15 protein-coding genes are annotated in these 14,158 nt (G+C 43.7%); 11 read left to right on the forward strand and 4 right to left on the reverse strand.

The window, feature by feature from the left end; all coding sequences use genetic code 11:
* The first annotated feature begins 22 nt into the window (after positions 1-22).
* The 10 genes from smpB (at position 23) to era (ending at position 7,690) form a co-directional block, all read left to right on the forward strand.
* Complete coding sequence (smpB, locus tag VX730_00500; GenBank protein MEC9290862.1) at positions 23-517, forward strand: SsrA-binding protein SmpB; 495 nt, start codon at positions 23-25, stop codon at positions 515-517.
* The gene (locus VX730_00505; protein MEC9290863.1) at positions 518-1,267 is read left to right on the forward strand and encodes a hypothetical protein; all 750 of its coding nucleotides are present in this window, start codon (positions 518-520) and stop codon (positions 1,265-1,267) included.
* An 83-nt stretch (positions 1,268-1,350) separates the two neighbouring features.
* On the forward strand, positions 1,351-1,806 hold the full coding sequence (gene rpoZ, locus VX730_00510; protein ID MEC9290864.1) for a DNA-directed RNA polymerase subunit omega: 456 nt from the start codon (positions 1,351-1,353) through the stop codon (positions 1,804-1,806).
* A gap of 101 nt (positions 1,807-1,907) precedes the next feature.
* Positions 1,908-4,070: a bifunctional (p)ppGpp synthetase/guanosine-3',5'-bis(diphosphate) 3'-pyrophosphohydrolase gene (locus VX730_00515; protein MEC9290865.1), complete on the forward strand. Its 2,163-nt coding sequence runs from the start codon at positions 1,908-1,910 to the stop codon at positions 4,068-4,070.
* Between the two features lie 14 nt (positions 4,071-4,084).
* Positions 4,085-4,732, forward strand: coding sequence for a DUF2062 domain-containing protein (locus tag VX730_00520; protein ID MEC9290866.1), 648 nt, complete (start codon positions 4,085-4,087; stop codon positions 4,730-4,732).
* On the forward strand, positions 4,729-5,085 hold the full coding sequence (gene acpS, locus VX730_00525) for a holo-ACP synthase (protein MEC9290867.1): 357 nt from the start codon (positions 4,729-4,731) through the stop codon (positions 5,083-5,085). Before VX730_00520 ends, acpS begins: the two co-directional genes overlap by 4 nt.
* Positions 5,086-5,349, forward strand: coding sequence for an RnfH family protein (locus VX730_00530; GenBank protein MEC9290868.1), 264 nt, complete (start codon positions 5,086-5,088; stop codon positions 5,347-5,349). It begins immediately after the preceding gene.
* A 4-nt stretch (positions 5,350-5,353) separates the two neighbouring features.
* On the forward strand, positions 5,354-6,100 hold the full coding sequence (gene lepB / locus VX730_00535) for a signal peptidase I (GenBank protein MEC9290869.1): 747 nt from the start codon (positions 5,354-5,356) through the stop codon (positions 6,098-6,100).
* Complete coding sequence (gene rnc / locus VX730_00540) at positions 6,090-6,803, forward strand: ribonuclease III (protein MEC9290870.1); 714 nt, start codon at positions 6,090-6,092, stop codon at positions 6,801-6,803. The genes lepB and rnc overlap by 11 nt, the downstream gene beginning before the upstream one ends.
* The gene (gene era / locus VX730_00545) at positions 6,800-7,690 is read left to right on the forward strand and encodes a GTPase Era (protein MEC9290871.1); all 891 of its coding nucleotides are present in this window, start codon (positions 6,800-6,802) and stop codon (positions 7,688-7,690) included. The genes rnc and era overlap by 4 nt, the downstream gene beginning before the upstream one ends.
* 53 nt (positions 7,691-7,743) lie before the next feature.
* On the opposite strand, the gene VX730_00550 is transcribed toward era, so the two are convergent.
* The 3 genes from VX730_00550 to VX730_00560 form a co-directional block, all read right to left on the reverse strand.
* On the reverse strand, positions 7,744-8,415 hold the full coding sequence (locus tag VX730_00550) for a hypothetical protein (protein ID MEC9290872.1): 672 nt from the start codon (positions 8,413-8,415) through the stop codon (positions 7,744-7,746).
* 66 nt (positions 8,416-8,481) lie between these two features.
* The gene (gene typA / locus VX730_00555) at positions 8,482-10,308 is read right to left on the reverse strand and encodes a translational GTPase TypA (GenBank protein MEC9290873.1); all 1,827 of its coding nucleotides are present in this window, start codon (positions 10,306-10,308) and stop codon (positions 8,482-8,484) included.
* A 160-nt stretch (positions 10,309-10,468) separates the two neighbouring features.
* A complete protein-coding gene (locus VX730_00560) occupies positions 10,469-11,881 on the reverse strand; it encodes a deoxyribodipyrimidine photo-lyase (protein ID MEC9290874.1) in 1,413 nt (470 codons plus the stop codon).
* A 94-nt stretch (positions 11,882-11,975) separates the two neighbouring features.
* Here VX730_00560 and VX730_00565 point away from each other — a divergent pair, with 94 nt between their 5' ends.
* The gene (locus VX730_00565) at positions 11,976-13,700 is read left to right on the forward strand and encodes a cation:proton antiporter (protein MEC9290875.1); all 1,725 of its coding nucleotides are present in this window, start codon (positions 11,976-11,978) and stop codon (positions 13,698-13,700) included.
* A 41-nt stretch (positions 13,701-13,741) separates the two neighbouring features.
* Here VX730_00565 and VX730_00570 read toward each other — a convergent pair whose 3' ends face one another.
* Complete coding sequence (locus VX730_00570; GenBank protein ID MEC9290876.1) at positions 13,742-14,125, reverse strand: hypothetical protein; 384 nt, start codon at positions 14,123-14,125, stop codon at positions 13,742-13,744.
* Positions 14,126-14,158: the final 33 nt, after the last annotated feature.

Genomic DNA, 14,158 nt, shown 5'->3' on the forward strand with positions numbered 1-14,158 from the left:
TTTTGATATAGTTTCCTGAATTATGGCGAAAAAGCAAAAGACACCAACATCTCCTCCGGGAACGAAATTGATTACCGATAACCGTAAGGCTCGGCATGATTACGCGATCCTAGATACTTATGAAGCAGGCCTTGTTCTGCAAGGGACAGAGGTAAAAGCGCTACGCAGTGGTGGTACAGCTCAGTTGGGCGAAAGCTACTGTATTTTCCAGAGCGGTGAGATGTTCCTGTTTAATGCATTTATTAGCCAATATTCTCACGGGAACCAGTTTAATCATGAAGAGCGTCGTACCAGAAAACTTTTGATGCATATGGCAGAAATTGACCGTCTGTTTGATGAAAAAGAACGCTCTGGCCTGACGATTATCCCGCTTAAGCTTTACTTTAAAGACGGTAAAGTGAAAGTGCAGCTTGGTGTTGCGAAGGGTAAAAAGAACCATGATAAGCGCGCGACGATTAAAGAGCGTGATTGGAATCGTCAGCAGCATCGTCTGCTTCAAAGTTATAAGGGCAAATAAATGAAGTGGGTTGTAACCAAGGCCCAGCTTTCTGAAGCTCTTCTTGAGTATCCTGAAGATCGAAGTTTTTCTGTGGCCTTTATTGGGGCTGAACCTTCTGCTGACGACATTTTGGCTGTACGACAAGCTGCGAGGCTATGCGATATTGTAGTTGTGGCTGTGCAAGGTAACCACTTAAGTGAGCGCTATAAGCCTTACCTTGAGGGAGCAGGAGCTGATGTGGTGTATGTGGAAAGCACATATAACTTAAAGCCGAAAAGTCGCTTGATTGTGGATGGTAAAGCCGATGGAACGTTTTTCCTCAAAACAATTTTGAAAGTCTTGCCTCTTGTGGTGACGGTGAGTAGTGCCAAATTTGTAGAAACGCAGACACTCAAAACACTCTCTCATGAGTTTGATGGGCTCTTTACGCTCGTGACTCAGGACATGAGTGCAGAAACGATGACTGCTAAACAGCGCAAAGTACGCACATCTATGGGTGTGGTTCGTCAGGCTATTAAGGCAGGTGAAAACGATGTTGAAAACCTGAAAAAGCTTTGTGAGCGCTCGTTAAAAGAGCAAGGTGTTGTTGGTGAAGTAACGCACGAATTCGTCTCAAAAGACTTAAATTCTGTTGGTTTAAAACTGAGGGAAGGCGGGCATTATTTCATGTCTGTTCAGCTTGGTGATGAAGTGATTCATGATGGCATTCAGTTCGGAGACGTGAAAAAAGCCGTATCTTCCTTAGATAAATCTGGCACATACGTATAAAAAATCTCCATTAAATACTTGCTTTTTGCATACGGTCGCATTATATGTATGCATAGAAACGAGTTTCAAATAAAGGATAAATCATGGCCCGCGTTACCGTTGAAGATTGCGTAAGAGTTGTAAATAACCGCTTTGAGCTTGTGCTGCTTGCTGCACAACGAGCTCGTGATATTGCTGCGGGGACTCCTCTAACAGTAGACCGTGATAACGATAAAGATGCTGTTGTAGCCCTACGTGAAGTAGCAGCACAAACTGTAGATTTTGAAGAGCTACGTCGTCACATCTCTCGTGGTGTGAACCGTCATAGCGACCTGAACATGGAAGATGATGCACTTCTTAGCCTTGTTCAAGAAAGCTTTAACGCTGACCAATCAACTCCTGGTACAGATTCTGAGATTGAAGAAATCGCATTTGAAGATGACAGCGAAGAGAGCACTGTAGAAGCTTCTGCTGAAGAGCTTGAAGCATCAGGTGATGAAGGTGTTGAAATTAGCGATGAGGCCCTAGAAGCTGAGCTAAACAAAGTGAACAGAATCTAGTCACATTAAGCTTTAAAAAGAGCCCTTCGGGGCTCTTTTCTTTTTTGCCTATTTTAGGGTCTCTTGTTAGTATGGAATCCTGTTAAATTAAAGGAACCCCCATGATTCGTCATTACGAACTTATTGATAAAGTAAAATCTTACAACCCTTCTTGTGATGTGGGACTTATCAACAAGGCTTATGTCTTTTCTATGCGTGCACACGGCAACCAAAAACGTGCCAGTGGTCAACCGTACCTCATTCACCCTCTAGAGGTGGCATCTATCCTTGCTGATTTGAAGCTAGATGATGCAAGTATCTGTGTTGGTTTATTGCACGACACGGTGGAAGATACACTGACAACGTATGATGAAATTAAAGATATTTTTGGTCGTGAAATTGCTGATCTTGTAGACGGTGTAACAAAGCTGTCTCAAATTACCTTTAACACGAAGGCCGTAGAACAGGCGGAGAACTTCCGTAAGATGTTCCTGGCGATGTCTAAGGATATTCGCGTTCTACTTGTGAAACTTGCTGATAGGCTCCATAACATGCGTACGATGGAGCATATCTCATCCCAGGATAAACGCCGCCGTAAAGCACAAGAAACAATTGATATTTACGCGCCTCTGGCAGACCGTATTGGCCTTTATGCTATTAAGAGCGAACTAGAAGACCTGTCTTTTAAGGAAATTAACCCTGATGAGTATCAGCGCATTTCTCGTCGTCTTGATGAGTTTATTGAGAAAGAAGAGCTTGTTGATAAGGTTGCTCATGAGCTGAAAGATGAATTACGTAATCACGGTTTCCCCGATGCATATATTAAGGGGCGTGCAAAAACAATCTACTCAATCTATCGTAAAATGGTGAAAAAGAACCTCACGTTTGATCAGCTCACAGACATTGTTGCCTATCGCGTTGTGATGGAGGATGACAAATCCTGCTACGAAATTCTTGGTATGATTCACAGCTTGTATAAAGCGATTCCGGGTCGTTTTAAAGATTACATCTCTAACCCGAAACCGAATGGTTACCAGTCACTTCATACTTCTGTAATCGGCCCGTTTGGTAACCGTATGGAAGTTCAAATTCGTACGACAGAAATGGATGAGGTGAGTGAGATTGGTGTCGCAGCACACTGGTTGTATAAGCAGGCAGATGGAAGTTCTGAGGGCTCTCAATATGCATGGCTAAGAAAAATGCTTGAGATGCTGAACAATACCGATGACCCAGAAGAATTCTTAGAGAATACCAAGCTTGACCTATTTAAAGAGCATGTATTTGTCTTTACACCTAAAGGTGACCTTGTGTCTCTTCCAGTTGGGGCAACGCCTTTAGACTTTGCTTATGAAGTTCACTCAGAAGTGGGGCACCGTTGCCAAGCGGCTAAAATTAATGGCCGTGTAGTGCCGCTGCGTGCGCGATTGAATAATGGTGACCAAATTGAGGTGATTACAAACAAAGGGCAAGAGCCTTCTCCAGCTTGGAGAGACTTTGTTGTAACCGGTAAAGCGCGGGCAGCCATTAACCGTTACCTGCGCTCTAAAGAACAAGTTGAGCACTTGCGCCTTGGCCGTGAGATGCTTGACAAGTACCTCAAGAAAGAAGGACTGAATCTTAAGGATGCAGACCTAAAACCTTTCTTTGAAAAGTATCGCCTGAAAGATCTTGATGATGCCTATGTTGGTATTGCGCAGGGGCGTGTCTTCCCTAAACAATTGGTGGCGACAGTCTTCCCTGATCTTTACAAAGAAAATCTAACTGAGAAGGCGCAGGGTGACCGCCTTGCAGAGACAACTAAATCTCGTCCTGATAAAGAACCAGAAAGAGATCTTTCTGTTGGGATTCAGGGGCTTACTCCGGGTATTTCAATCCACTTTGGTAAATGTTGTAACCCGCTACCGGGTGAACCCATTGTCGGCATTATTAACACGGGCCGCGGTGTGACGGTTCACACAAAAATGTGTAAGAACCTGACAACGCTTTCAGATCAACCTGATCGTTGGATCTCCCTGAACTGGGATGGTGAAGATACATCTGAAGATCGCGTTTATGTTGTGCGTGTGAAGGTGCAGCTTGCTCATGAGCCTGGTGCGCTATCAAACTTCTCAACAGCTGTCTTTAATGGTGCGGGTAACATTGTTGACCTTCATATTGAGCGTCGCTCAACAGATACGTATGAGATTCGTACAGATATTGAAGTACGTGATATTTTGCACTACGAAAAGATTATTGCAGGTCTTAAAGCACTCTCATGTGTAACAAGCGTGGAGCGCGCGCAGTGAGAACTGTTTTTAAAGTGAATAAAAAACAGCGTAAGAGAGGGCGCCACACGAAAAAGCGTCTTCATGTAGGGCACCGCTGGTCAGAAGTGTTTTGGCCAAGCATGGGCGTTGCAGCACTTCTAAGGTGGGCGGAGCTACGTATTAAGCGCTCTAAAGGCTCTACACACTATGTGGCAATGGGTGCGGCGATTGGTGTCTTTATTTCTTTTACGCCATATCTCGGAACGCAAATTGCGACAATGTTCTTGCTATGTTATTTGCTAAAGGGCTCATTTGTTGTTTCTGTTTTAGTGTCTATTATTGTTGGAAACCCTTGGACATTCCCCTTTATTTTTGCATGGACATATAGCCTCGGCCAGTTCATGATTTATCAAGAGATTCATGAGTTTGACCCTAAGTTTTTGATTGAAAGCTTTAATTTTTCTAATATGCGTGTTTTATGGGATGAATACTTGCTTCCTATGACGGTGGGTGGGGTGCCAAGTGGTATTGTTGCTGGCTCTGTGACGTATATCGTGATTTACCTGCATATTGAGTCTTACCGTAAAGCGCGTTCAGCTTTTCTTAAAAGGCGTCGTGAGCAAAATAAAGAGAAGAGGGAGCTTATTAAAAAAGGCTTTGAAAAGGTTAAAGACATGATGAGTAAGGATGAAGAAGCATGATCCTTGGTGTCGGTGTTGATATTTGTGAAATTGCGCGTATAGAAAAGATTTTCTCTAAAAGCAAAGAGCAGTTTTCTGAGCGTTTACTTGCTGAGGGGGAACTTTGTAAAGATTCTGCTGAGGCTTATGCAAAGCGATTTGCTGCTAAAGAAGCTGTCTCTAAAGCTCTTGGTACTGGCATTGGTGAAAAGCTCTCCTTTCAAGATATTGAAATTTCTCATCATGAAAGTGGACAGCCTTATGTAATGCTTTCTGAAAAGGCTATTGCACACTTTGGAGATGTAAAGCTACACCTTTCTCTTTCTGATGAAGCGGGCCTTGCTGTGGCCTATGTTGTTGCGGAGAAAATGTAAATGATTCAAGTGAAAGTGGCTCTTGCAGAGCAGAATGAAGCCCTTCAAAAAGAGCTGTCTTTGCCGGTAGGAAGCACTGTGAGAGCTGCGATTGTAAAAAGTGGCCTTGTAAAAGTGAACAGCCTTGAAAGTTTAAACGCCCTAGATGTTGGAATTTATGGTAAAAGAACATCTATTGATACAATGCTCTCTGAGGGAGACCGTGTAGAGATTTATACAGAACTTATCGCCTTTGGTCGCGATCTGAAGAAAAAAAGAAAGTAGGAAAATGGCAACTGAAAAGCCAACATCATTCCTGTACTCAGTATGGGATTTTATTAAAACAATCGCAATTGCACTTGCGATTGCCTTTGTGATTCGTAGTTTTTGGTTTGAGCCATACCGCATTCCATCAAGTTCAATGGTGCCAACACTTGAGATTGGTGATTTTCTGTTTGTGAATAAATATACATACGGTTTGAATATTCCTTTCACAGATAAAACATTCTTTGAAAAAGCACCTAAGCGTGGTGATATTGTTGTGTTTAAACGTGAAGCTCCTGAACTTCCTGGTAGCTTTATGGGGCTAGGGCCAACGTTCTTTATTAAACGCATTGTTGCAGTACCGGGTGATAAAATCTCTTATGAAGGTAAATTTTTAAGCATTAATGGTGAAGTTGCCCCACTTGAATATGTAGAACAAAAGACTTATGTAGATAATGGGAACTTTAGCTATAAAGTTAACCTGTATAAAGAGGACCTCGGACGAACGGTACATGATGTGTACTTGACGCCAATGGTAGAAGAGAAAAACCTGCGTGAAGCAACTGTACCAGAAGGCCATTATGTTGTGATAGGTGATAACCGTGATAACAGCCATGATAGCCGTGGATGGATGTATCCGAACTGGGGCTTCCTTCCTCGTGAAGATATTGTTGGTCGTGCGTCATTTACGTGGCTTTCACTTGGCCATAACTACATGCCAAGGTTTGACCGTATGTTCCTTAACCTAAAGGTAAAAGAGAATGAATCCTAAAGATAGGCCGCATTGGCCAGAGTTTTCGGAACTCGAAAACAAAATTAATTATACGTTTAAAAACAGAGCGCTTCTTATTGAGGCGCTTTGCCACTCTTCATATACCAAGCACCCTGATGGCACGCACATTAGTAATGAACGCCTTGAGTTTCTTGGTGATCGTGTTGTGAACCTATGTATTGCAGACATGATTTATCACCAGATGAAGAACCAGCCGGAAGGCCGCCTTTCTAAGCGTGTAGCAAGCCTTGTGCGTAAAGAAACGCTTGCTGAAGTAGCACGTAAGATTGGGCTTGGCGCGTTTCTTCTTCTTGGTAAAGGTGAGCGTCAAAACGGTGGTGCTGAAAAAGATGCAATCCTTGCAGATGCCATGGAAGCCCTGCTTGCAGCGATTTACCTAGATAATAACGGTACAATTGTTGAGGCTAAAAAGGTGATTGCTGAGTTTTGGTCAGAGGATATTCTGGCAACAAGCTTTATTGATGCAAAGTCTCGCCTGCAAGAATGGTTACAGAAGCAAGGTGAGCCGCTACCAGAGTATGAACTTTCAGAAATGCTTGGTGAAGCCCATGACGCAACATTCAAGGTTCTTGTAAAACGAATAACTTTGGTGAAGCGCTCGGCTCTGGAAAATCTAAACAGCAGGCACAGCAAAATGCCGCTCAAGTGCTCCTTAAAGAGCAAGGAGTTCTATAACTTATGACAACTCGTGCAGGCTTTATTGCCATTATTGGTGCGCCAAATGCTGGTAAATCTACATTCATGAACCAAGTGGTTGGTGAGAAGATCTCAATTGTAACACCTAAGGTACAAACAACGCGCTTTAATGTACGTGGTATTGTGAGCCGGGATGACTCTCAGTTGGTATTTGTTGATACGCCTGGGGTATATAAGCCAGGTAAGTCAAAGATGGACCAGGCTATGGTTGCGAGTGCTTGGAGCGCAGTGCAGGAAGCAGATGCTGCTCTGTTTGTGCTAGATGCTAAAAAAGGGTTCGGTGAAAAAGAAACGATGGTTCTTGAAGGGCTTCGTGAAAGCCGTAAACCAATCTTTCTTGCACTCAACAAGGTTGACACTCTCAATAAAGATAAACTTCTGCCGCTTATGCAGCGTGCAGGTGAATTTGGGTTCTTTAAACAGATTTTTGCAATTTCAGCAGAGAAAGGCGACGGTACGAATGATGTATTAGATGCTCTTGAAAAGGAAATGCCTGAAAGTCCATTCCTGTTTGACCCTGATGATATTACAGATATTCCAATGCGTATGATGGCAGCAGAAATTACGCGTGAAAAAGCTTATATGCTTCTTGGGCAAGAGCTTCCATATGCGATGGCAGTCGAAACAGTCAACTATGAAGTGCGTGATAATGGGTCCATCCGTATTGATCAAATGATTTACGTAAAGCGTGATAGTCAAAAGCAAATTGTTGTGGGTAAGGGCGGTGAAGTTCTTAAGAAAATCGGATCTCGTTCTCGTCGCGCACTTATGGAAATGATGGAAACAGATGTTCATCTGTTCCTACGTGTGAAAGTGAAATCTGAATGGAGTGAGAATACCCTGATGCTTCGCATGACAGGCTTCGACCTTTAGGTCATAAATACAATAAAAAAGCTCCCGTTTGGGAGCTTTTTTATTAGATATATTTAGCGATAATCATCAAGTCCCCAGTCAAGACCATAATCATCTTGGTGTTGTGCCATTTCAGTTTCTTCTTGTTTGCGTGCAAGTTCTGCTAAATTGCATGGCTCAACATTACTTAGTTCCATTTCTCCGTTTTTAACAGCCTTAATCGTAGACATGAGTTTACCAACTTCTTCTAGAGCTGCATCTTTATCATCAATATAGCGTGCTTGATCTGTTGCTACTTCTCTTAGTGCGTCTGGTGTAATAGCATGACTATGGAATTGGGCTTCAAATTCACCAAACTCAGAACGTTCAATAGCGACAGAGCCATCTTCAAAGATATATGCATCATAACTTGTAACACCGTCGTACCTGCTTTGGTTTTCAGGCATCTGAGCCACCTTAACCATTGGGCCATATTCAGTTTGAATAATATTTGAACTTTTTGATTCTTGTGCATTGTCTAAAATTTCACCAAGCGTTTCACCTTTTTCAATGGCATGGCGCAGGCTCATACCGCTCCATTGTTCCAATCGTTCATCGGTTGAACCGTTTACAGCTTGGAATGCTTTAGAGTTTTCATCAACACCATTCATATCATTCTCATCATTGCGAATACGGCAGAAGTCAGCGTTATCACCGTTTGGGGCACTACCAGATTTATAACCGTTTAAAACATCTTGTGTCAGCATAAAAAAATCCTCCCTAATACTGAGTCATAACTCATATATGGGGAGGATTTAATAGGTTTTCAACCCTTAGCTTGCCATTTGGCGAGAGAGCTTTTTACGTGTGTGGCTATCAAGGCCTTTTTTACGTAGGCGAATGTGGTTTGGTGTTACTTCCACAAGCTCATCTTCTTGAATGTACGTTAGGGCGTACTCAAGCGTAATAGCGCGAGGAGGTGTTAGCGTTACCGCTTCATCCTTACCGCTTGCACGTACGTTAGAAAGCTTCTTACCCTTAATTGGGTTCACTTCAAGGTCTTCCACACGGCTGTTTTCACCAATGATGCTACCGTCGTAAACAGGGTCACCTGGGTTTACAAACATAATACCGCGAGCTTCTAGGTTGAAGAGTGCGAACGCCACAGCGTCACCTTTCTCCATACTTACAAGAGCACCGTTACGGCGTGTGCTGGCAACAGAGCGCACAGGACCGTAGTGCTTGAATTGGCGCGTGAGGATACCTGTACCACGTGTGTCTGTTAGGAATTCACTACGGTAACCGATCATACCACGGCTAGGGCCTTCAAAGATAAGGCGTTGCTTACCTTGGTGGTCAGCAATCATATCAGTCAGTTCAGCTTTACGCAGACCCATTTTTTCCATGACTGCACCTGCGTGCTCGGCATCTACATCAATAATAATTTCTTCAAACGGCTCAAGCTTTTCGCCATTCTCACCTTCAGTCATAATCACTTCAGGGCGAGAGATTGAAAGTTCAAAACCTTCACGGCGCATTGTTTCGATAAGGACACCAAGGTGCAGCTCACCACGACCCATAACACGGAATGTTTCAGGTGTAGCGCCTTGCTCAACAATAAGACCAACGTTAATTTCAGCTTCACGCGTTAGGCGGTCACCAATTTCACGAGATGTAAGCTTCTTACCGTCATCACCAGAAAGTGGAGAGTCGTTAATACCAAATGTCATCGCAATTGTTGGTGGGTCAATCGCAATCGCTTCTAGCGGTTCTTTCATTTCAGGCGTACAAAGTGTGTAAGATACGTATGCTTCTTCAAGGCCAGCAATGGCAACGATGTCACCTGCTTGCGCTTCTTCAATTTCTACTTTTTTCAGGCCATTGAAACCGTAAAGTTTCGTGATACGACCTTTTTCAATTTCTTTACCGTCACGGTCTAGAGCTTTAAGAGGCATACCTTTTTTGAACGTACCACTGTGGATACGGCCTGTTACGATACGACCAACAAAGCTATCGCGCTCAACGATTGTACCCAGCATTGCTGCTGGTGCGTTTTCATCACCTTTTGGTGCTTCTACATGCTTAAGCACAAGGTCTAGAAGAGGGAAGCAGTTGTCTGTCTTTTTCTCAGGATCTTCACTCACCCAACCATCACGGCCAACAGCGTAAAGGATAGGGAAATCGAGCTGCTCTTCAGTTGCACCCATGCTATCAAAGAGATCAAAGGCTTCGTTTACAACTTCATCAATACGAGAGTCACCACGGTCAATCTTGTTAATTACAAGAATTGGCTTTAGGCCAAGCGCAAGGGCTTTACCAAGTACAAACTTCGTTTGTGGCATTGGGCCTTCAGCAGCGTCTACAAGAAGAACAACACCATCAACCATACCAAGAACACGTTCTACTTCACCACCAAAGTCTGCGTGACCTGGAGTATCTACAACGTTAATCTTGTGACCTTCGTACTGAATCGCCGTTGTTTTCGCAAGAATCGTAATACCACGTTCTTTTTCAATGTCACCTGTATCCATAGCACGTTCGCTCACGTTTTCGTGCGCTGAGAATGTACCTGTTTGTGAAAGTAGGGCGTCTACCAGGGTTGTTTTCCCGTGGTCTACGTGGGCAATAATTGCAATATTACGAATGTTTTCCGTGCTCATGAATCTATCTCTTTGATTAAGTTCTTAGACCTTGTAAGCGATTTGCACAAAAAAAGCTACTTTTTAAATGGGGTATTCTTTCCTTTTTAGCGCAACTTAAGTAGCTGAACTACTCAGCGTTTTCTAAAAAGAAAAAACTCCTCCCATTCATTGCGGAAGATTATTTTTTAATAGATTGATATGCACTTAGGGCCAGCTCTCTCGCTTTAAAATGCTCAACAAGCGGCTCTGGGTAATCTTCACCAATTTTTACACCGCTTGTCAGCTGTTCCATCTGCGTCATTTCCCAAGGTTTGAAGAGAAGTTTTTTAGGGACTTCTTTAAGCTCTGGAACCCATCTTTTAGTATAAGTGCCTTCAGGGTCAAACTTCTCCCCTTGAGTGATGGGGTTGAAAATGCGGAAGTAAGGAGAGGCATCTGCACCGCAGCCGCTGACCCATTGCCAGCTAGCGCTGTTATTCCCAATGTCTGCGTCTAGGAGTGTATCCCAAAACCAGTCTTCTCCATGGTGCCAGTGGTAGCGCAGGTGTTTAACCAAGAAAGAGGCTACAATCATGCGTACACGGTTATGCATATAGCCTGTATGCCAAAGCTCACGCATGCCAGCATCTACAATTGGGTAGCCTGTCTTGCCTGTTTGCCATTTTTTCAATGTTTCTTCATCTACCTGTGCCCAAGGGAAGTGATTAAATTCTTCTCTGAGAGGTATGCGGGGGAGGTCCTTCAAGTGATAAAGCAGGTGGTATGAAAACTCACGCCAAGCAACCTCGCTTTGAAAGTGCAGAACATCATTATCGTGCCCGTGAGCCGTTCTAAACTTTTCTGTTTCCTCAAAAATTTGCCTTGGTGAGATCTCACCAAAGCGTAGGTGTGGGCTGAGGCGAGAAACATTGTCTTGTGAAGGGATGTTTCGGCCATCTTTGTAGCCTTTGATGCCGTTTTCCATAAAATGCATAAAGCGTTTCCATGCACCAGTTTCACCCGGTGTCCACTCCTTGAAACCTGTAGCCCAGTTGGGCGTGGTTGGCAGAAGATCTAAGTCTGCAATAGAAAGTGACTCAATAGAAGCCGTATATGGCTTCAGCGTTTTTGGTGCTGCGAGAGGCGTCTCATAAGGCATGCTTTGCACCATTTTCCAATAAGGTGTGAAAACTTTGTAAAATCCACCTGTTTTATTTTGAACTTGCCATGGTTCATTTAAAAGGTTGCCATTAAAGCTGGTTACTTTTGGCAGGATGTCTTTTAAGGCTTTATCATTTGCACGCTGCTCTTCACTATATCTACGGTTCCAGAAAATGTCTGAGATATGGTGTTGTTCACAAAACCTTGGAAGAAGCTCTTCGCTATTTCCGCGTAGAATTGTCAGGGGAAGGTTGTATTTAGACTTAAGCTCTTCTTGAAGCGCTGTCAGGCTGTGGTGGAGCCACCATTTAGCAGCGCCTTGAATGTTCCAGTTAAAATGGTCTTCTAAAATGTAAAGAGCAACAACATTTTTGCCTGACTCTGAAGCCGCGTTAAGCGCAGGGTTGTCAGCTATACGAAGATCATCACGAAACCAAACAAGAGCAGTCATTTTTTATCCTTAATTTATTGGTTCAAAACTAGCACGGTTTTTGTACCCTTTTCAATAGGTTTGATATTCTTTATCACTTCGGTACAATGGGGGGATGAAAGAATCATTACTCCTCAACGTACTTTTAGAAGCAGGGCTGTTTTTAGCGTTGGCTGCACTTATTATTCCACTGCTTAAACGTTTTAAAGTGCCGTCCGTACTGGGGTATTTGATTGCAGGCGTGGTGTTCGGCCCTTATGGCGTTGGAGCTCTTGCTGAGTATTCGCCTTTCTTCTCTCATTTTGCTCTGACTGAGACTGCTCATGTAAAAATGCTCGCAGAGCTTGGTATTATTATGCTGTTATTTGTGATTGGGCTGGAACTTACACCGCAACGTTTGTGGCAAATGCGTAATCTGGTTTTTGGACTTGGGAGTGCACAAGTTTTAACGAGCGCATTTGTGATTGGGGGAATTGCCTTCCTTTGGGGGAACAGTGCTCAGCTTTCTATTCTTCTTGGTCTTGGGCTTTCTCTCTCATCTACGGCCATTATTATTCAATGGATTCATGAGAAGAAGATGTTTGCTGCGCCCGCTGGGCGTGCGAGTTTTAGTATTTTGCTTTTACAAGATTTAGCCGTGATTCCAATTTTATTCCTTCTGACTATTTTTGCTGCTGAGCCAGGCGAAAACATGTTTTTATTCACAACTAAATCTCTTGCTATTATGGCGCTGACAGCGACGGCAATGTACGTGATTGGTCAACGTATCTTGAGGCCCGTCTTTGCCTTTGCAAACCAGTATGGCGGGCATGAAGTGTTTATGGCGCTGAGTTTACTGACTGTTGTGGTAAGTGCATCTGTTGCTGGTTTTGCAGGGATGTCTATGGCATTGGGTGCTTTTATTGCAGGCTTACTTCTGGCTGATACAGAGTACCGTCATGAAATTACGGCGATGGTTGTACCGTTCAAAGGGATGCTTCTCGGGATTTTCTTCTTATCTTTTGGTATGAGCATTAACCTTGATTTTATCGCGGAAAAACCAGTTTGGCTTGGGCTCTCTGTTGTTGGCCTTATGATGATTAAGGCTGCAATCATTTACCCACTTTGCAGAATGTGGAAGCAGAGTAAGGCTGTTGCTGCTGAATCTGCAATTATGCTCTCTCAAGCTGGTGAGTTTGGCCTTCTTGTTATTGGTTCTGCGCTGGCGCTTGGTCTTGTAGCAGAAAATGTTGGACAGTTCATGCTGATTACAGTTGGTCTCACAATGTTTGTGACGCCACTTATTACGGTGCTTTCTCGCAAAGTTGGAGCATGGGTAGAGGTCAGAGAAGTTGAAGAAGAAAATATCTTTGTCCCAGAAGAAGTGAAAAAAGGCCATATCGTCATTTTTGGCTTTGGACGTATGGGTCAAACTGTCGCTGAAATCCTGTGCAGAGAGGGGATGAAGGTTGTTGGTTTTGATAATGATGCTGCAAAAATACATAAACTGAAATCAACCAGCTACCCTGTGTACTTTGCGGACTCTAGTAAGAAAACGACGGTTATGGCTGCTGAGTTAGAACATGCATTGTGTGCAGTGATTACGTTAGATGAACCTGTTGCAACCAAAAAGCTTGCTAAAAATATTCGTAAGCTTCATCCGAACTTACCGATTTATGCTCGTGCAGAGGATGAGAGCGAGGAAGCCATTCTAGAAAAAATCCCATACGTAGATGCAGTTCCTGAGCATTTGGCTGTGAGCCAAGGCCTTGCTGAAAAAGTACTTGAAGAGGCTGGCTATGACGCGGATGAAGCTCATAGTATGGCGATGCTTTCTCAAACAAAACAGAATGTAAAATAAGCTAAGGCCCCTACAATACAGGGGCCTTAGCTTTTATTCGATTAGGCGGTAAAGCCCATGGCGCGCAGTTCTGCGTCGCTCAGCTCTTCGACAACCAGGCTGTCAGGATCACCGAAAACCGTGAGTTCTGCCTCTTCTGCCTGGCGGATGATGACCTGGTTCGAGGGAGCAGGGTCGGCGCTTCCCGTGTATTGGGTCAGCACTTCATCAAATGTATCGCTGTCTGCGGGGCCATAACGGCGAATGCCGCCAACCTCGCTGCAACAGACATTTCCGCTCATCGGGTGCATTTGGAACACCAGTTTGTATTTCCGTTCCCGACCATTGAAAGCCGGAATTTTGTGTTGCGTCAGGTAGGTGCCTTCCACAACAAAGCCTGCAATTTTTCCTTCGGTCAGAGCGGTCATTGCATTTGCAATGGTCATGGTGAGTCTCCTTAAGACATAAGGGGAAAAAAT

This window comes from Pseudomonadota bacterium (assembly GCA_036141575.1).
GTDB lineage: Bacteria > Pseudomonadota > Alphaproteobacteria > UBA2136 > JAPKEQ01 > JAPKEQ01.